Annotated in this window: 18 protein-coding genes, 1 tRNA gene and 1 pseudogene; 13 read left to right on the forward strand and 7 right to left on the reverse strand. The window is 41.0% G+C overall.

What is annotated here, in order from left to right:
- Positions 1-348 precede the first annotated feature (348 nt).
- Both ACE1AT_RS05610 and ACE1AT_RS05615 read right to left on the reverse strand, forming a co-directional pair.
- Entirely contained in the window at positions 349-2,343 is a 1,995-nt protein-coding gene (locus tag ACE1AT_RS05610; protein ID WP_374866304.1) for an ATP-binding protein, read from the reverse strand.
- A 241-nt stretch (positions 2,344-2,584) separates the two neighbouring features.
- Positions 2,585-3,526 (reverse strand): serine hydrolase, encoded by a 942-nt coding sequence (locus ACE1AT_RS05615; protein WP_374866305.1) that lies wholly within the window; start codon positions 3,524-3,526, stop codon positions 2,585-2,587.
- A gap of 15 nt (positions 3,527-3,541) precedes the next feature.
- Here ACE1AT_RS05615 and ACE1AT_RS05620 point away from each other — a divergent pair, with 15 nt between their 5' ends.
- The 3 genes from ACE1AT_RS05620 to ACE1AT_RS05630 all read left to right on the forward strand — a co-directional run bounded on the left by ACE1AT_RS05620 (position 3,542) and on the right by ACE1AT_RS05630 (position 6,846).
- Positions 3,542-4,309: an NlpC/P60 family protein gene (locus ACE1AT_RS05620; RefSeq protein WP_374866306.1), complete on the forward strand. Its 768-nt coding sequence runs from the start codon at positions 3,542-3,544 to the stop codon at positions 4,307-4,309.
- Positions 4,306-5,340 carry a glycosyltransferase family 2 protein gene (locus ACE1AT_RS05625; protein WP_374866307.1) on the forward strand — a complete coding sequence of 345 codons (1,035 nt, stop codon included), beginning with the start codon at positions 4,306-4,308 and terminating at the stop codon, positions 5,338-5,340. The genes ACE1AT_RS05620 and ACE1AT_RS05625 overlap by 4 nt, the downstream gene beginning before the upstream one ends.
- Positions 5,341-5,610: 270 nt before the next feature.
- On the forward strand, positions 5,611-6,846 hold the full coding sequence (locus ACE1AT_RS05630) for an MFS transporter (protein ID WP_374866308.1): 1,236 nt from the start codon (positions 5,611-5,613) through the stop codon (positions 6,844-6,846).
- 74 nt (positions 6,847-6,920) lie between these two features.
- On the opposite strand, the gene ACE1AT_RS05635 is transcribed toward ACE1AT_RS05630, so the two are convergent.
- Positions 6,921-6,994 (reverse strand) — tRNA-Arg (locus tag ACE1AT_RS05635).
- A gap of 38 nt (positions 6,995-7,032) precedes the next feature.
- Here ACE1AT_RS05635 and moaC point away from each other — a divergent pair.
- Both moaC and ACE1AT_RS05645 read left to right on the forward strand, forming a co-directional pair.
- Positions 7,033-7,539 carry a cyclic pyranopterin monophosphate synthase MoaC gene (gene moaC / locus ACE1AT_RS05640; protein ID WP_374866309.1) on the forward strand — a complete coding sequence of 169 codons (507 nt, stop codon included), beginning with the start codon at positions 7,033-7,035 and terminating at the stop codon, positions 7,537-7,539.
- A 259-nt stretch (positions 7,540-7,798) separates the two neighbouring features.
- Positions 7,799-8,344, forward strand: a complete 546-nt coding sequence (locus tag ACE1AT_RS05645; protein ID WP_374866310.1) for an Hsp20/alpha crystallin family protein — start codon at positions 7,799-7,801, stop codon at positions 8,342-8,344.
- Between the two features lie 236 nt (positions 8,345-8,580).
- On the opposite strand, the pseudogene ACE1AT_RS05650 reads toward ACE1AT_RS05645, so the two are convergent.
- Positions 8,581-8,679 (reverse strand): annotated as a pseudogene (locus tag ACE1AT_RS05650) (Uma2 family endonuclease); the annotation flags it as partial.
- Between the two features lie 95 nt (positions 8,680-8,774).
- Between ACE1AT_RS05650 and ACE1AT_RS05655 the strand changes: the two are divergent.
- The 4 genes from ACE1AT_RS05655 (at position 8,775) to ACE1AT_RS05670 (ending at position 10,775) form a co-directional block, all read left to right on the forward strand.
- Positions 8,775-9,032: a 2TM domain-containing protein gene (locus ACE1AT_RS05655; protein WP_374866311.1), complete on the forward strand. Its 258-nt coding sequence runs from the start codon at positions 8,775-8,777 to the stop codon at positions 9,030-9,032.
- 113 nt (positions 9,033-9,145) lie between these two features.
- Positions 9,146-9,457, forward strand: coding sequence for a DUF3181 family protein (locus tag ACE1AT_RS05660; RefSeq protein WP_374866312.1), 312 nt, complete (start codon positions 9,146-9,148; stop codon positions 9,455-9,457).
- Between the two features lie 223 nt (positions 9,458-9,680).
- Entirely contained in the window at positions 9,681-9,899 is a 219-nt protein-coding gene (locus ACE1AT_RS05665) for a hypothetical protein (protein WP_016861275.1), read from the forward strand.
- A gap of 441 nt (positions 9,900-10,340) precedes the next feature.
- A complete protein-coding gene (locus ACE1AT_RS05670; RefSeq protein ID WP_374866313.1) occupies positions 10,341-10,775 on the forward strand; it encodes a hypothetical protein in 435 nt (144 codons plus the stop codon).
- Between the two features lie 83 nt (positions 10,776-10,858).
- On the opposite strand, the gene ACE1AT_RS05675 is transcribed toward ACE1AT_RS05670, so the two are convergent.
- Complete coding sequence (locus ACE1AT_RS05675; RefSeq protein WP_374866314.1) at positions 10,859-12,370, reverse strand: FAD-dependent oxidoreductase; 1,512 nt, start codon at positions 12,368-12,370, stop codon at positions 10,859-10,861.
- 179 nt (positions 12,371-12,549) lie between these two features.
- Here ACE1AT_RS05675 and ACE1AT_RS05680 point away from each other — a divergent pair, with 179 nt between their 5' ends.
- Positions 12,550-13,335, forward strand: a complete 786-nt coding sequence (locus ACE1AT_RS05680) for a Uma2 family endonuclease (protein ID WP_374866315.1) — start codon at positions 12,550-12,552, stop codon at positions 13,333-13,335.
- Positions 13,336-13,638: 303 nt separating this feature from the next.
- On the opposite strand, the gene ACE1AT_RS05685 is transcribed toward ACE1AT_RS05680, so the two are convergent.
- Positions 13,639-15,027, reverse strand: coding sequence for a serine/threonine protein kinase (locus ACE1AT_RS05685; RefSeq protein ID WP_374866316.1), 1,389 nt, complete (start codon positions 15,025-15,027; stop codon positions 13,639-13,641).
- A gap of 216 nt (positions 15,028-15,243) precedes the next feature.
- Positions 15,244-16,281, reverse strand: a complete 1,038-nt coding sequence (locus ACE1AT_RS05690) for a serine/threonine protein kinase (RefSeq protein ID WP_374866317.1) — start codon at positions 16,279-16,281, stop codon at positions 15,244-15,246.
- Between the two features lie 184 nt (positions 16,282-16,465).
- Between ACE1AT_RS05690 and ACE1AT_RS05695 the strand changes: the two genes are divergently transcribed.
- The 3 genes from ACE1AT_RS05695 (at position 16,466) to psaC (ending at position 17,627) form a co-directional block, all read left to right on the forward strand.
- Positions 16,466-16,720 carry a hypothetical protein gene (locus ACE1AT_RS05695; protein ID WP_374866318.1) on the forward strand — a complete coding sequence of 85 codons (255 nt, stop codon included), beginning with the start codon at positions 16,466-16,468 and terminating at the stop codon, positions 16,718-16,720.
- Positions 16,717-17,145, forward strand: coding sequence for a type II toxin-antitoxin system VapC family toxin (locus ACE1AT_RS05700; protein ID WP_374866319.1), 429 nt, complete (start codon positions 16,717-16,719; stop codon positions 17,143-17,145). Before ACE1AT_RS05695 ends, ACE1AT_RS05700 begins: the two co-directional genes overlap by 4 nt.
- Positions 17,146-17,381: 236 nt before the next feature.
- Positions 17,382-17,627, forward strand: a complete 246-nt coding sequence (psaC, locus tag ACE1AT_RS05705) for a photosystem I iron-sulfur center protein PsaC (RefSeq protein ID WP_096677324.1) — start codon at positions 17,382-17,384, stop codon at positions 17,625-17,627.
- The last annotated feature ends 69 nt before the right edge of the window (positions 17,628-17,696 follow it).

A 17,696-nucleotide genomic window follows, 5' to 3' on the forward strand; every position in this document is an offset into this window, starting at 1 on the left:
ATTTCCCCTTGTCCTCCTTGTCCCAATACGGTTCAGTTAAGGCTAAAAACTAAAACTAGCGTAGGTTGGGTTGAGGAACTAAACCCAACATTATCAAGGCTTTGTTGGGTTTCGCTTGCACTCAACCCAACCTACATTTCTGCTTGGATAAAACAAATATATTGACATTGATACTCTGTAGAGACGTTGCAGTGCAACGTCTCTACATGACCAAAATTATGACGAAAAATTCTTAACTGAGCAGTATTGATTAAACACCAAAATATCAGATGTAAGGTCTACCGCATTGATATAAATACGGTTTAATTATTATCAATTATCTTGGAAATGTAAAATTCATTCGAGTTTCTATGTGATCAAAAACTCAGTTATTTCTATAATTTCGTCAAAGCGAAAATTATAAGTAATTTGCGTTAGAAATTCAATTAAAGTTGGATATTGTCTGGGAATTTTAGCCAAAAGTTGAAAAATACTTTCATCGTTACATTCTTTAGCTGCTGTACGTAGTTTTTGTATCCATGTATCTGGCATTACTTTTAGGTCTTCAGGAGTTAACTTTCTAGATTGCACAAAATTATTTTGGTCAACTATACCTGGTTCCAAGTAAATGTAGCGTACGCCTAAGTGTTTTGCGAGGTGAGCAAAAATTTCTTCTTCGCGAAATGGTTTGCTGATAAAGTCATCACAACCAGCAGAGATCATTGCTTGTCGCTGTTCCTCAAAAGCATAGGCCGTGAGGGCAATAATTTTGGTACGAGATGGGGTGTTGATGTGATGGTTCTCCCCAACACCCGATTTAGATTGCTCCCTCCCTTTAATTTCCTTGGTAGCTTCATAACCATCCATAATTGGCATCTGCATATCCATGAATATAATGTGGGGATGCCAGCTTTCCCACATAGCTATGCTTTGTTGACCATTTTCTGCTTGTTGTATTTCAAAACCCAAGGGTCTTAAAAGTTTGACGAGAAACTGACGATGATCTTGATTATCTTCCACAATTAGCAAGCGATAAATCGGTTGATCTGGTGCTAAACACTTAACCCGTTGACTTGACAACTCCTTTGGCTGCTGTTTTATCTCTGCTAACTTGATCTGAATATGGAATGTAAATAAACTTCCTTGTTCTAGCACACTGTTGACAGTAATATCTCCACCCATTAACTGTACAAACTTGCGACTAATTGCTAGCCCTAAACCTGTCCCTTCTTGCGATCGCCTACCAGTATCGGTTTGGACAAAAGCTTCAAATAAATTGTTGATTTCTTCTGAAGCAATACCAGAACCAGTATCTTCCACCTCGAAAGTAAGGGATCGGGGATCAGGGATCGGGGATTGGGAATTAGGCATTGGGCATTGGAAGAAATTTCTCCCTTGTCTCCCTTGTGCTCCTTGTCCCTCGTGTCCCATTCTCACGCGTAGAGTCACACTTCCTGCTTGAGTAAATTTGATCGCGTTACCCAATAAGTTCAACAGGACTTGCCGCAGTTTACTTTCATCGGTGATGATATATTGTGGTACTGATGGCGATCGCTCAAAGACGAGAGTAAGTTTTTTGTCTGTAGCTTTGAAGCGCAGCATATCCTCTAAGCTATCTAACAAACCATATAAATCTAATTTTTTTTCATTCAGTTTTATTTTACCTGCTTCAATTTTGGACATTTCTAAGACATCGTTAATTAGTTGCAGCAGGTGTTGACCACTTTTGTTAATAATCTCAAGATACTCCCGGTTTTCACCGATGCAGGAAGTATCGTCATACATGATTTGAGAAAAACCTAAAATACTGTTGAGGGGAGTGCGGAGTTCATGACTCATTGCAGCCAAAAACTGGCTTTTGGCTTTATTGGCTGCTTCGGCTGCTTCTTTTGCATGTTGTAATTCGATTTCAGCTTGCTTGCGATCGCTGATATCTCGTGCTACCCAAAGAACCGATTGGTCTGATGTCGGGGAAATACTAGCACTAAACCAAACTTTATGCTCCTGCCGACACAAATAGTAATCAAAATAAAGTGTTTGCTGTACTTCTACAGCTTGTTTAACTTTTTCTAGCCATATCTGAGCAGTCTGTTCATGAAAAAATTGTTCTATCGTCTGACTAATTACATCAGTATCATCTGTATATATTTGATTAGGTTTTGTTGGGAGAATTTTTATACTTCCGAGTTGATTGTTGTGCAGATTGATCATAAGCACCACATCAGTCATTGCTTCAAACACAGCACGCATCTGAGCTTCAGAAGTTTCTAGCCTTTGCTCAAGTAACTTGCACTTGCTGATTTCCTTTTGTAGCTGCTGACTTAACTTTCTTAATTGGCATTCCTGACGATCAACTAAATCCATATATCTTAAATATTGACCAATATTGATTAATCATTAAGTTGGAGGCAAGGATTTATGCTGTTTCAGAACAATTTAAATTTTAAAGTATTTTTACGTAATTTTATGTATAAAACAATTTTCATTTCTCATTTGTCAGAGAAAGTTAACAAAAAAGAACATCAATCTGAGTAAAATTGCCGAAACTGCTTTGAAAGAGGGAAGCAGTTTTTTAATATCTCCCTCCCTTTTCCATGATCTTTCTCTAATTTAAACTGGTGAGTGCTTCGGCAATACGCTGAGAAACAAAAGGTAAAATATCACGATTTTGAGCGTGTGCTTTGCCTTCAGTAAATACCACTAAAAGATAAGGATGACAATTCGGTATTTCTATATACGCAGCATCATGTCGGACTTGACTAGTCCAACCTGCCTTTGACCAAATTTGTGCTGTTTGGGGAAGACCAGCACCTAAAAAGCCTGTAACTTGATCTTCTTCTACATCTTTCGGTAAATCATCAGGATTGAGACTACGTTTGAGTAGACTCATCATTGCTTGCGATCGCATACTAGATACTGCCACACCACCAATAATGCTATGTAACAACCTGGCGATCGCATTAGTTGTTAACATGTTACGATTTTCCAGTAACTGTCCATAAAAAGCGCGTTCACGTCCGTAAGGCCCATCACACCAAGTCTTTTGACAGACGTTAATACTTTCCATTTCTGGCCAACCCAAGGATTGATAGTAGCGATTCACAATATGACGCTGTTGCTTCCACGTCTCAAATGGGCCTGGTGGTAATTCTGGACCAGATGTAGTTCCTGTCAGTATATCTACTACCAAACTAGTAGCATCGTTACTAGAGTCAACAATCATATCACGTATGGCTCTTTCTAACTCACTAGAAGTTTGAACCATACCTTTTTCTATCCATTCTTGTGCTGCTACCAAGTAAAATAGCTTCACTACACTGGCTGGATAAATTCGCTCTGAGCCTCGATACATAAAACCACGGACTGGATGGTTCCAAAAAGCATCTGGAGTCAGCGCACCGCCAGTATTTACCAACACAGGTGGATCGTAGACAATCCAAGTCAAAGCAATTTGGTTGCGGTCTAAGGTCGGAAATTTTGTCCAAGTTGCTTCTAAAATGCCATTACCTAGCTTTTCTAGCTGTTCTTCTTGATTAAAAAAAGTCATTGTTGTGTTTGCAGAATGTCCCTAAATCTCAAATCCCAAATCGCAAATTTAGAATCAGGTGAGTATGAGTGTCTAACTAACCTGAACATATATGATTCTCCAGAATGTACACGCTTGGCTACCCAAGCTCAGGCTGGGCGACATTTGCGGGTGACATCAAAAAATGATGTAGAAACGCGCCTTAGCGAAGCCATGCGCGACAGCGCTATTGGCACATCTGTACAAGTGTGTTTGTGTGAGGATGATTATCCAGGCTGGTTGTCAGTTGCAGATTTGGTTTTATTACAAACAGCAACTGTACCTTATCAGGCTAAATCATTTTCCGAATCAGAAATCAAAAAATTGCTCCCAGAAGTGATTGCTTTTACTCACAAAGCGATGCAACAGCCTAATTATTATCTTTGGGGTGGTACAGTTGGGCCAAATTATGACTGTTCGGGGTTGATGCAGGCGGCGTTTCGTTCGGTGGGTATTTGCTTACCTAGAGATGCATATCAACAGGAAGATTTTACCCAATCAATTGACCTTGTACTAGTGAAACCGGGTGATTTAGTCTTCTTTGGGACTCCCCAAAAAGCTACTCATGTGGGACTCTATTTAGGAGATGGTTATTATATCCATAGTTCTGGTAAAGATAAAGGGCGTAATGGTATAGGGATTGACATTCTCTCGGAACAAGGTGATGAGGTGAGTCAGTCATACTATCAGCAACTACGCGGTGCTGGCAGAGTGGTGAAAAGTTACGAACCGCAGAGTCATAAAGGATTGAAAGAAAAAATATGAGGAGTGGATTAGTTTCTAATGGGGTAGCTGGACAACATGAGGCGATTTCCTCACCAGTTCCCAATGTTTCAGTGGTGGTACCGGTGCGTGATGAAGTGGAAAGTTTACCTCATTTACTGGAGGCGATCGCTTCTACTTTAAATGCTAGTAATCTTACTTATGAAATTATCTGTGTGGACGACGGTTCTACCGATGGTTCCGCGCAGTTCCTGAAAGAACAAGCACAAATCCGCAATGATTTAAAAGCAGTCATTCTGCGGCGTAACTACGGTCAAACTGCGGCTATGGCGGCTGGATTTTACTATGCACATGGCAAAGCAGTCGTAACTTTAGATGCCGACTTACAAAACGACCCAGCAGATATACCGATGTTGTTGGCGAAACTCGATGAAGGCTACGACTTGGTTAGTGGTTGGCGGCTAAATCGCCAAGATGCAGCTTTGACAAGACTATTACCCTCTAAAATTGCCAACTGGTTAATTCGGCAGATCACTAGTGTACATATACATGATTATGGTTGTTCATTAAAAGCCTATCGTGCAGAATTGGTAGCAGATATGAACCTCTACGGAGAACTGCATCGATTTTTACCAGCTTTGGCGTATATCGAAGGCGCAAGAATTACCGAAATGGCTGTACGTCACCACGCGCGTAAGTTTGGTCGCAGTAAGTACGGTTTGTCACGGACTTTTCGGGTGATGATGGATTTGTTCACGATCGCCTTTATGAAAAAGTTCCTCACCCGTCCAATGCATGTTTTTGGGCTATGGGGCTTGATTTCTATGCTTTCAGGAGGTGCGATCGGCGTTTATTTGACCTGGGTAAAATTAGCTTTTCATCAAGATATTGGCGATCGCCCTTTGTTAATTTTGGCTGTTCTGTTATTAGTGACAGGGGTACAGTTATTCTGCTTTGGTTTATTAGCAGAGTTGCTAATGCGTACTTATCATGAATCCCAAGGGCGTCCCATCTATCGAGTCAGGGAAGTAGTAATGGGATCGGGGACAAAACAATTAAAAATTCAAAATTAAAAATTGGGAAGGGGGACAACTTCTCAGTTATCAGTTATCAGTTATCAGTTATCAGTTTAATTTGATCACTGATCACTGATCCATGCCCCATGCTCAATGCCCAACCAACAACCAATCTGTCAGAATCCTGAAGTATTAGCTATTATTAAGTAATGTAACAATAATTGTTAGTTAAAAGTTCCAAGTCCATAATGCCAAGTCTAAATTCTATGACAATTGACTCTTGACAATTGACTCTTGACGATTGACTTAAATTAACTTGCATTTACCGTGAAATTACTTAATCCAATTGATACTCAACTACAACGAAACCTGCTGGTTTTATTCACAGCAGGTTTACTGTTCTGGTCTAGCTTGGCTTCTTTGTTGCCAACGCTACCACTTTATCTAGAAGAGATCGGGGCGAGTAAGCAACAAATTGGGGTTTTAATGGGTAGCTTTGCCATTGGGCTGCTGTTATTTCGCCCTTGGTTGGGAAGTTTAGCAGACGAGCGGGGTCGTAAAATTGTACTGCTGATTGGGATGGTGGTGGTGGCGATCGCTCCCCTTGGTTATGAAATCACGACATATATACCTTTATTAATTGTGTTGCGTGCTTTTCATGGCATTAGTATCGCTGCTTTTGCCACTGCTTACATAGCGCTGGTAGCAGATTTAGCCCCGGCTAGCAATCGTGGTGAGATTATTGGCTACATGAGTTTGGTTAATCCGGTTGGTTTAGCAGTGGGGCCAGCTTTAGGTGGTTATTTACAAGCTGCGGCTGGAAATACGGCGTTGTTTTTGTTATCTGCGGCGTTAGGTGGGTTAGGGGTGTTATGTATTGTACCAATTGTTAATCCACCTGTTGATAAGCAGCGAACCAAAAACCTCGATTCTAATTTTTGGCGAATGTTGGTTAGTCCCAGGGTGAGAGTACCAGCATTTGTAATGTTAATGGTTGGTTTGACTGTCGGAACTTTGCATACTTTTGCACCACTGTATATCAAATCTACTCAGGTTGACTTAAATCCTGGGTTATTTTATACAGCTTCGGCAATTTCTAGCTTTAGTGGTAGGGTATTTACTGGTAGGGCAAGCGATCGCCTGGGGCGAGGATTGTTTGTGACTATTGGTTTAGTTTTTTACTCTCTATCAATGGTATTGATGTATCTGGCTAACAATACCAGTACTTTCTTACTCGCTGCCCTGATTGAAGGTATTGGAGGCGGTACACTAATTCCGATGATTGCAACACTCATGGCTGATCGTTCCCTTCCTCAAGAAAGGGGACGTATTTTTGCCATATGTATAGCTGGATTTGATTTTGGGATTGCGATCGCAGGCCCAATTGTGGGTTTTGCTGCTGAACAAGTGGGATACCGTATTAGCTTCGGTTTCACAGCAGCATTAACCGTAGTTGGTATGATTGTTTTTCTTACCCAATCTAGTAAAACTCTTCCCACTTCCCTACGTTTCGCCCTTGGTCGTGGTCAAGATTATTATGCCTTAAATACAATTCAGGATTAAATATTACAAATTACAAATTAAAAAAGAAGAATGCAGTTTCCTCATTTTTAATTTGTAATTTTACAATTTATAAACGGGCGAGGAGGGATTCGAACCCCCGACACCGTGGTCCGTAGCCACGTGCTCTAGTCCACTGAGCTACACGCCCTTGCGGTCACAGGATCTAATAGTAACACATGAAATTAAATGACGCAAGATAATTTTCAAACTGCTTCTGTTGATCTGACCCACCTAGATCACCAAGGGCAAGCCCAAATGGTAGATGTGTCAGAGAAACCATCCACAGTCCGCCAAGCAACAGCAGCTGCAAGAGTGCGAATGTTAAGCGCAACCTTTGCTGCTATCCAAGCAGGAAACGCCCCTAAAGGAGATGTGTTAGCAACAGCAAGACTAGCAGGAATTCTAGCTGCTAAACAGACAGCTAACTTGATTCCTCTATGCCATCCTTTGCCTTTGCACAAAATAGAAGTACTCATCACACCAGACCCACAATTACCTGGTTATCAAATTCAGGCAACAGTTAAAACCAAAGCTGAAACTGGTGTAGAGATGGAAGCCCTGACAGCTGTTTCTGTTGCTGCTCTTACCCTTTATGATATGGCAAAAGCTTTAGAAAAATCGATTCAAATTGAATCAATTCAATTAATAAGTAAAACTGGCGGCAAATCAGGAGATTATTGCCAACAAGAATAGACTTTATAAGAAATAAAAAATAAAAAATAAAAGGTCATCCATTTGGCTGATGAGGCAAATTTTTACTCTTGATAGTTTACAATTAATAGTAAGAGGTTATACCAATTCTATATGAAGACGCATACAAAGACCTCACCCCGGCTTCGCCACCCCTAAGCGCAAGCGGGGAGGGGTTGGGGGAGGGGTAAAATTCGGGAGCAGCTTCACGAAGAATTGGTATTAATACTTCTTGCCTGAGATAGAATCGGAGGGCTGAAATATGGCATTAATACGTTGGGACCCTTTCCGGCAAATTAACCGTTACGATCCTTTCCGGGAAATTTCTAGCCTGCAACGCGAAATGAATCGCCTGTTTGATCGCATGATCACTACTAGTGATGATGGTGAGGAAATGGCTAGTTTTGCTTTTATGCCACTAGCTGAAATGCACGAAAATCCTGATAATATCGAACTGCGGGTAGAACTTCCTGGTGTAGAGGCTAAAGACTTGGATGTAAAAGTTACTGCTGAAGCTGTTTCTATCAGTGGTGAACGCAAATCTGAAACTACAACCGAAGAAAAAGGGATGAGACGTTCGGAATTCCGCTATGGTCGTTTCCAACGCATGATTCCTTTACCTAGTAGAATTCAAAACGATCAAGTACAAGCAGAATTTAAGAACGGTGTTTTGTGTTTGACCATGCCGAAAGCTGAGGAAGAAAAAAATAAAGTTGTCACCGTTAATTTAGGGGGACAAGAAACTCAGGCAATAGGCGATCAGTATGATCGACAAACTCAACAGCAATTACAATCTCAATCAAGTTAACTTTAACCCAAATTAATTAGCGAGTTAATTAGCCAATTAATTAGCTGTTGATATTTTTGGTTGTTGCACAAACACTGCTAGAAAATAATGTATAACAGGATTGACAGGATAATTCACAACCATATTGTGCTGTCAGTCCTATTTTTCTTTGCTCCAAAATATTGAGAAATGCCATACTGACGACAGATTTTCACCAACCATCGGTAATCTTAGCCTATGGCAAGTTATCAGGATCATGTTAAAAATTTTTGTCCGTCTGGACGGTAAATTACTAACTCTCCCTGGGTGGTATCAAAGCGAATTCCCAAGCGAGGACTAACCCAACCATCCATTTCCCCGTTCCCTATTTTCCACTCAGACGGTAACAACAGCCGAAAAAATCCTAAAATGGGTCAGAAAGCAAATTTTATTAAAATCTGTAACAAAGTATATGCCTCCTCGCTGGCCTCGTAAACCTGATCGCAAAGACCCAGCTTACCGCAAGCTAGATGACCGGATGAATTTTGCTGTCCATGTGGCAATATTTGCAGCGTGTAATTCAGGGTTGTGGTTTTTTCACAATTTCTTAAAAACTACCTGGGAATGGCTACCTTGGGTGACAGCTGGCTGGTCAGTGGTATTGTTGGTTCACTTGATTTATATTGTGGCGATCGCTAATTATTCTGAAATCCCGTCTAAATCCACCTGAAGACGGACTGATCAAGCTGGGGCAATTGTAACTTGTGGCTGTAGAGTCTTTTGGGAATTGAGCGATAATAGTAATAGTTTATAAATTCGCTTCCGTTCCTTAGGGTTATTTTTATGACAAAGACTAACACCACAGAATTACTGGAAGCCCTAGCAAATGAAATTGGCGAAAACGTTTACATCGATATTGCTAAATGGCATTTATATCTATCAAACGCCAAGTTACATACTATCGTTGCAGAACAAGTCTACCCCATAATTACTGCGAATAAGCCAGTAGATGAAGAGGATGTGATCAAAGTTCTAGAATCTATTCCTGTCAAAATTGGTGGTGGTAGAAGGGAAGTTCCTCTGATTGATTTATTACCTCTGCAATGTCAGGTAAATTTGGTAGATATATTAGAAAAATTCCAACGCGAAATGTAATATTTTGTGATTTTGTGTTAAGTAGCTTAAATTTTACTTGACTTAATACTCAATCATTCTCTTTGTGAAAGAGAAACTATAACTGCGTATCTGTCTATTTAGAAGTTAACTCTAGTAGCAAATGTATTTGCTAAAGCTTGAGAAACAGGACTGGTACATAGTTTTTTTATGCTTTTTTTTGATTCCTTATTGAAGCAATCTAGATTTATGAGGGTTATTTATTATGTTGCTACAGCTTAAAGATAGTGGTGAATTGTTGAAAATCCTTGATGTTCAAGAGTTAATTGACCCTAGTATTGATAGTATTCAAGCTAGAGATCAAGAAGGTCAAGAAGAACAGTCACCAGAATCTTATAAAAAGGAAAATCTCGTTTTTCCTTCTGGTGAAAATCTACCTCGTTGTTGGATGGATGCAAATTATAAACATGCAAAAGCTTCTTAATTTTAGGATTTAAGCAAATAAATAAGCAGAGATGTGAGCGATCGCGTCTCTGCTTTAGTTTTTGTTTAGTATCTAAATTTATAGAAAATTTTGATAGCTTATATTATTTAAAATCGATGAAAGAACATAATTGTTAATATTGTTACATTTTGGTATCTCAAATTTAAAAGTTCATATTCAATCAAAGTTGGGATGATGGGTATCACCCATCATACTTGCAACATTCAGCCAATGATATTATTAGCGATCGCGCTTGAAAAATCTTCCTGACAAAATCACCAAGAAATGATTGGTAAGCTGAGTTCGGTAGATAAAATATAAAGAGCGATCGCCCTCATTTTCTGTGAACTAACTCAGAATCATTTGCAAAAAGAGGGATAATTATTGTTGTGGTTAAAAGTGAGGAGACTTTCTAGCAAAGTGACAATATAGGAGGTAAAGATGGGTCGTCTACTTTACGAACACGCATTTTCTTACAAGGGATATTTAATCATTCCTTTTGTTTTTGGAAAAGCGGATAATTACGAAATTTATTCGTATAAATTGTTGTCAGCAATTGGTTATAAAAGTCAATTCCACAAAGTAGAAAATCCAGCGAAAATATATGGCAGCAGTGTCAGTAACATCCTGGAGATTGCCAAAGAACATATAGACCAAAACTCAGAATTTGTCAGCGAGGGTGATTACTTTAAAAACCGCTATGTTTACCGTAATAGCCTCGTAATTGTTTATCGACAAGAAGGTAAATCTTTTTACGATCACTATCCACCAGACTCATTGAATAACATTGCAGCACCCAAAATATTCACATCAGAATATGAATGTCTGAGTTGGATCAAGCAAGGGCTTGATAGCTTAAATGTGCGGCGTCGGTAGTCCTTTAATAACTGAGGTGGGTATTTTGCCCACCTTATCCTGACTTTTCAAATAAAAGTGAAAAGTCAGATTGCTATAGAGTGTCAAGGTAGCCAAAAATTAGGTAAGATAGACTTACTAACATGATGTACAGTTCTATTCACTGTCCTTGCTAATTGAATGTGAGGTTCATCAGCTTCTACTGATATAATTTGTGCTGGCGTACCCTCACCCAAGTGAGAAATTACTAAATTTGCTGCTTCTAAACCTGTGACGTAAGCTTTTTCTTGAGACCAAGAACCGTGGCGATTAACAATCCAATCACCACTCATAAATACGTTTTTCACGCTAGTTTTGGCTGGTAGCATATGGCGATAGCTACCAGGTGCAAAGTGAGTAACCGCCTGTGGTAAACGAATAACGCTGCTATCAATTACTTTTGCTTGGTGAAATTCGGGTATACAAGTTGCTAAATAACGCTGTACTATCGGTATGATTTCTTGATCTTCTAGGGGAATAAACTGATTAGCATGATAAAAATCAACTTCTACAACTGTCCCCGGTTCATGTTGATATTCATCGTGTAGAGCGTTCAAATCAAAAAATGTCCAACCTGTAGTTTGATCAAAGCCAAAACAAGCATTAGAAGGACGAGGAATTGTAATTTTACGGTCAAACCAAAGACGAGTTGCTAAAACATCAATCGCCCCTAAGTTATTTAAATTGCGGAATTCTGTACGAGTTTGCAAACTGCTACTACTAGAAACAATCTTTTTCATCCCAGTGACACCGACAGCAAAAATTATTGCATCAGCATCAAACACTTCTTCCCCGCAAACTACACCTGTCGCTTGATTATTACTATCGATAATTAAGTCAGTCACACGTTTATTAGTGAGGAATTTTCCCCCTAATTTTTCAATGTATTGTATCCAAGGGCGAAATATTTTTTCTCCTACAGTTCCCCGACACCAAACCACATCAAAATCAGGTTGATGCGCCAGAATAAAATAGTAAAGCATCCCTAAAGCTGCTGCTGCGGAACATTGTTCACCAGGCGCAAACAAGCCTACCAATAACATTGGTTCAAAGGATTCGCTGTAAAGTCGTGCAGAAACACCAAAATCTTTGAATAATTCTCGCGCCGTCACAAAATCATATCTTCGCCAAGCTGCATCAGAATGATCAAAATCAATGACAGCGTAAAGTAAAGGTAAGGCGCTGAGGCGGTCAATTAATGGTAGCCGTTTAAAGTGAGTATAGATAAAAGTTCCCAGAGGTGTGGGAAGTTGGGGTAAGTTTTGAAAAATTGGTGATTCAACTTCTAAACCTGCGGGTGAATATTGGGACGAACGAGTCCAAGTGGTAAAGGGGTTAATTCCTAATTTATGAATAAGGGCAAAGATATTTCTGTAAGGATACCAAAAACCGTGAATTCCTGCTTCTACTGAACGTCCTCCTGGCGTTTTCCAACCAGCAACAAGCCCACCAGGGTAAGAACCTGCTTCGAGAAGAGTCACATCGTAACCTTGTTTTGCTAGGTGATAGGTTGCACCTAACCCAGCCCAACCTGCACCAACAACAATCACTTTTTTACGTTGTGATGCTTCTGTCATCTTTAATCTCCAGTTCTCATCGCAATTCCTACTAAGTCCACTATCAAGAGTAGACAATTATTATGCTATCAAGAGAACAGCTTGAAGTACTATCACTTGAAGACTTACAGATACATTACCGTCCGTCAATCGCTTTTGATAAACTAAAAAACAACCCTTACTCCTGCAAAGGTAGCCTTATGACCTCTGCAACCAATCCACCCAACACCCTCACCCCTTTCCCCGATCACACGCAATTACCGGAATCCGACGGTACATTTGTGAAAAACTTCCAGGAACATCCCCAAAGCATTCTATTAACCGACTCTATCAAACCAATATTGCAAAAACGTCATCCTGATGGGCAATACTGTATTGGTCAAGATTGTGGGATCTACTGGCGGATGACTGACCCCCCAGAAAAAGGCGCAGAAGCACCGGATTGGTTTTTTGTAGGGAATGTACCGCCCTTGCTAGATGGACAAACGCGGAGGTCTTATGTGCTGTGGCAAGAGTTTATCGCCCCGTTGATTGTATTAGAATTTGTCTCTGGAGATGGTAGTGAGGAACGAGACAAAAATCCTTGGAAGGGTAAATTTTGGATTTATGAGCAGGTGATTCGTCCTCCTTTTTATGGCATTTATGAAGTAAATAAAGCCAGCGTGGAAGTTTATGAATTAATTGGTGGACAATATGAGTTATTAGAAGCAAATGAACGGGGACATTATTCCATAATTCCTTTAGGAGTCGAGTTAGGCATTTGGCACGGAGAATACCAAAATATGGAATTACCTTGGCTGCGCTGGTGGGATTTGCAAGGTAATTTGTTGTTGACTGGTGAGGAAAGAGCCGAACAAGAATCTCAACGAGCAGAACAAGAATCTCAACGAGCAGAACAAGAATTTCAACGAGCAGAACAAGAACGTCAACGAGCAGATCGTTTGGCTGAACAATTGCGCGCTCTCGGTGTGGAACCGGAAGCTTAGTGTTTTGCTCGGCGTTACGTAAAATAGGGATGAAGAATTAACCACCAAGACACTAAGACACCAAGAATCAAGTTTTTCACTCAATACGGTTCGGTTAAGAATTTTTCGTCATAATTTTGGGCATGTAGAGACGTTGCACTGCAACGTCTCTACAGGGTTTAATGTAGATCGATTTGTCTTATCTGAACCGTATTGGGTGTGGAACCGGAAACTTAACATTTTTGGTGTTTGGATTAAAGGTGTGATTGATCGCTTCTCTATCCAATACAACTTTGTTCAATTATCTTCTGGAGCTTGAACAAGCTATGAGCGCGTGTTAAATACCCAGTGTCCTATCCATCCCAAACCCAAACCCAAACTGGAAACGCCAGCTAAAATCAGAAAAGTATGAAACTTGTTGAAGGATTCTAGTAATTTTTTCCAAGCCGCAGCCGCAGCCACAGCCCAAGCCACAGCCCAAGCCATAGCCCCAGCCGCAGCCACAACCCCAGCCACACCCCCAAAAGCCAAAGCCACAGCCACAGCCCAAACCACAGTCACAGCCACACCCCCAGCCACACGCCCAGCCAGAGCCACAGCCACATTCCCAGCCCCAGCCAGAGCCACACCCCCACCCAGAGCCACAGCCCAAGCCCAAGCCCCAGCCCAAGCCCCAGCCCAAGCCCAAGCCCCTAACGAACCGTTAGACATGGCTAAGGAGTAGCCTATGAATAGGTAATTCAACAATACACCAACCAACCACCCCCAGGGAATAATTCTAGGTGATTTAGTAGCTGCTTGACCTGGAGTAGCCTTTGACGCTGACTTAGCTTCGGGAGGACGAACAACTTCTTTTCTATGAACTGGTTCAACAGTCGGTGGAGAAGTTTGTTTTGGTACTTCTAGCATTGCCAACCATGACTGCATTGACTGAGGGCGGTCTTCAGCCTCCAGTGCCATACCCTTGAGAATTGCTCGGTTTAACTGTTCGCTGATACTTGAAATAATTTCTTTGGGTGGAGTCAAGAGTGTATTATCTAGCTTACGAGCCAAAGAAGTTGTAGGGCGCTGACCTGTCACCGCATAATAGAGCGTGGCAGCTAGGCAGTAAATATCAACTGTTGGCTCCCGACTTCCCCTAGTTCTCTGCTCATAGGGTGCAAATCCATCATTACCTGCCCTATTTGTTGAACTCAAGGTTAAGGGAATAATTTGTTTGGCAATACCAAAGTCAATTAAAACTGCTTTATCATTCTTCCGCAACATAATATTTCCGGGGTGGGCGTCTCGGTGTACTAATCCTGCTTGATGCAATACACACAAGGCTTCCCCAATCTGGCGGATACAATGTACAATCTCTGCTTCTGGTAACGCTCCCCTGTTTCTCACCGCTTCAAATAAATTTTCTCCCGGCACAAAATCCATTACTAAACAGTGAGTATTACCTTCCTGAAATAGTTCAATAACTCCCACAATATGAGGATGGGGATCTTGAGATAGACGTGCTAGTATTTGCCCTTCTTCAATAAATCGTTCTATGTACTTTTGATAGTCTGGGTCATAACTGAGATATTCATTTGGTGTTTTGATAACAACGTGGCGATTTAACTCAATTTGCAATGCTTTATAAGTTATCCCAAATCCTCCTTGTCCCAGGACTTCTTCAATTACATATTTACCATTTTGCAATTGTTGTCCCTTTGCCCAAGGCATGAATACCTCTAAATCAGAAAAATTACTTTAATCCCAACACCCTAGTAATAGTTTAACTAAATCTACTTAAGAGCCGTGAAATAAATTTCCAACTCAGAGCTAAATCCTTATAAAGCAGATTAAAACTCACTATTGATAGGTGTTTCAGTCAGCTTTAACTAACTTCAGCTTTTAGCCCCAGCTTTAGTTGAGGGCTAAAGTAAGTGCCATTCAAATCTACGGTGTCTTAGTAGATGACGGACTGGGAGACTGTGAAGGTGGACTAGTAGGCGGAGATTTGGAATCATGTTTATTAATCCAATCAGCCATACCCGAAAGTAACGCTCCGATCGCTGCGATCGCAGCAAATACTAGTCCCAAAATCTGAATTCTTCGCTCCCACGTTGCGTTCGTGCTAGAAGTTATAGTAGATACAGGTGTGTTAGTTTCTCCAGTCAATCCCAATAAATCGAGCCATTCCCGCATCGATTGCGATCGCTGTTTGGGGTCTAATTTCATACCAGTCAAAATTGCTCGGTTGGTGCGATCGCTAATCTGATCATTAATGTCTTTTGGAGGAACTAAACGAGCCTTATCTATCTTACGTCTCAGCGCACTGACGGGTGTTTGTCCGGTGAGAAGCACATATAAAGTTGCTGCCAAAGAATAAATATCACTATAGGCATTTGCTTGAGTATTTTGAGCGTAAAGCTCAGGCGGTGTAAATCCTTCGGAAGTTTCCTTAGTTCGGTTTGTGGTTAAGATATGGTCAAAGTCTAAAGCTAAACCAAAATCAATCAGCACCGCTTCCGGTTGTCCTTCTCGCACCCGCAAAATGATGTTTCCTGGGCGCACATCTCGATGAATCAGGTGATTTTCATGCACCACTATCAAAGCTTCCCCAATTTGTTGAATATAACGTAGTGCTTCTGATTCTGAAAGTCTTTGCTGGCGACGATCAGCTAAACTCACTCCATCAACATATTCCATTACCAGACAAGAATGTTCTCCTTCCTTAAAGGTGTCTGTAACTTGCACAATGTGCTGATGTTGACAATGAGTGAGTTTTAAACCCTCCCGCAAAAACATCGTCTCCAAGCGATCGCGTTCCGACTGACTCAGGGAATTGAGCAAGTCATCGTTTAGTGTTTTAATAACTAAGCGATCGCCATTCCTGTTTTTGACCAGATATGTGATCCCAAAGCGTCCTCTTCCCAACTCTCTTTCAATGGTGTATTTGCCATTTTGCAAGCGATCGCCATTTGCCCAAGCCACACAAAGCAACTCCCAAAATACTTACATTAATTCTCACACAAGTAAAATCTTCACAATCTAAGCTTGGTTTTACCGAAAATTCGCGGAAAACACACTCTTGTATCTATTATCGGTAAGGCATTCGCCACAGCAAGCTATAATCTCAAAAAGCTAATCCATATAACAAACTCATAAAAAGTCAATTATGGCTCAAGTCTTGGTTGAAGACCTAGACCCCATCATCCTAGAAAAGCTAGAAATCCTTGCCAAACAGCACGGTCACTCTTTGCAAGCAGAAATCAAACGCATCTTGGAGATGGCAGTACAAAGTGAGGCAACTTCAAGCAAGCAAGTCAATATGTCAAAGGTGAGAGAAGCTGCTTTCCAAATGCGGTTGCAATTAGTAGGTAATATCCATACCGACAGTGCAGAACTCCTCAGAAAGGAGAAAAATAAGTGAATCGCTACGTTGTTGATGCCACTGTGGCTGTTAAATGGTTCATACCAGAGATTAACAGCGAAAAAGCAGCTCGTCTTTTGGACGGAACTTATGAATTACTAGCCCCAGATTTACTACTACCTGAGTTTGGGCATATTTTGTGGAAAAAAGTTCAGCTAGGGGAAATTACCCAAGAAACAAGCCGCAGAATTATACATAATTTTAAAACAGTGATGTTGCAGACTTATCCTTCAACATTGTTGTTAGAAACTGCTGTAGAAATGGCTAATAATTTAGCACAGACTGTAGATGACTGTTTTTATATAGCTCTTGCTTTTACGGAAGAATGTCAGCTTGTCACAGCTGATCGCAAATTCTACAACTCGCTCAAGATTAGTTTTTTTGCCGATAAACTTGTGTGGGTAGAAGATATATCTAATCCGTAGCGGGCATCAGGGAGCAGGGAGCAGGGAGCAGGAAGACGTGGTGATAAAGGAGAATACCAATCCCCAATCCCCGATCCCTGATGCCCAATCCCCGATCCCCGATCCCCAATCCCCAATCCTATTACGTTGTTTAAAGTTATGTAGCCTTTTGATTACGACAGATGAGTCACTGCGGTAAACTAAGCCTTGATTATGATTCTTTCGCGGAGAAGAACACTTCATTTAGGAGTTTTTTAATGTCTCATACCGTAAAAATTTACGATACCTGCATTGGCTGCACCCAGTGCGTCCGCGCTTGCCCCACAGACGTATTGGAAATGGTTCCCTGGGATGGTTGTAGAGCTAATCAAGTAGCTTCTTCCCCCCGCACAGAAGACTGTGTTGGTTGCAAGCGTTGTGAAACTGCTTGTCCCACTGACTTCTTGAGCATCCGGGTATATCTGGGAGCTGAAACAACTCGCAGCATGGGTCTGGCTTACTAAAAGCTAGAAAAAGCCCACACCATACCCGATTGGAACGGGTCGGTGTGGGAGCAGTCACTTTTTAATTAG

Source organism: Pelatocladus sp. BLCC-F211 (assembly GCF_041928655.1).
GTDB lineage: Bacteria > Cyanobacteriota > Cyanobacteriia > Cyanobacteriales > Nostocaceae > Pelatocladus.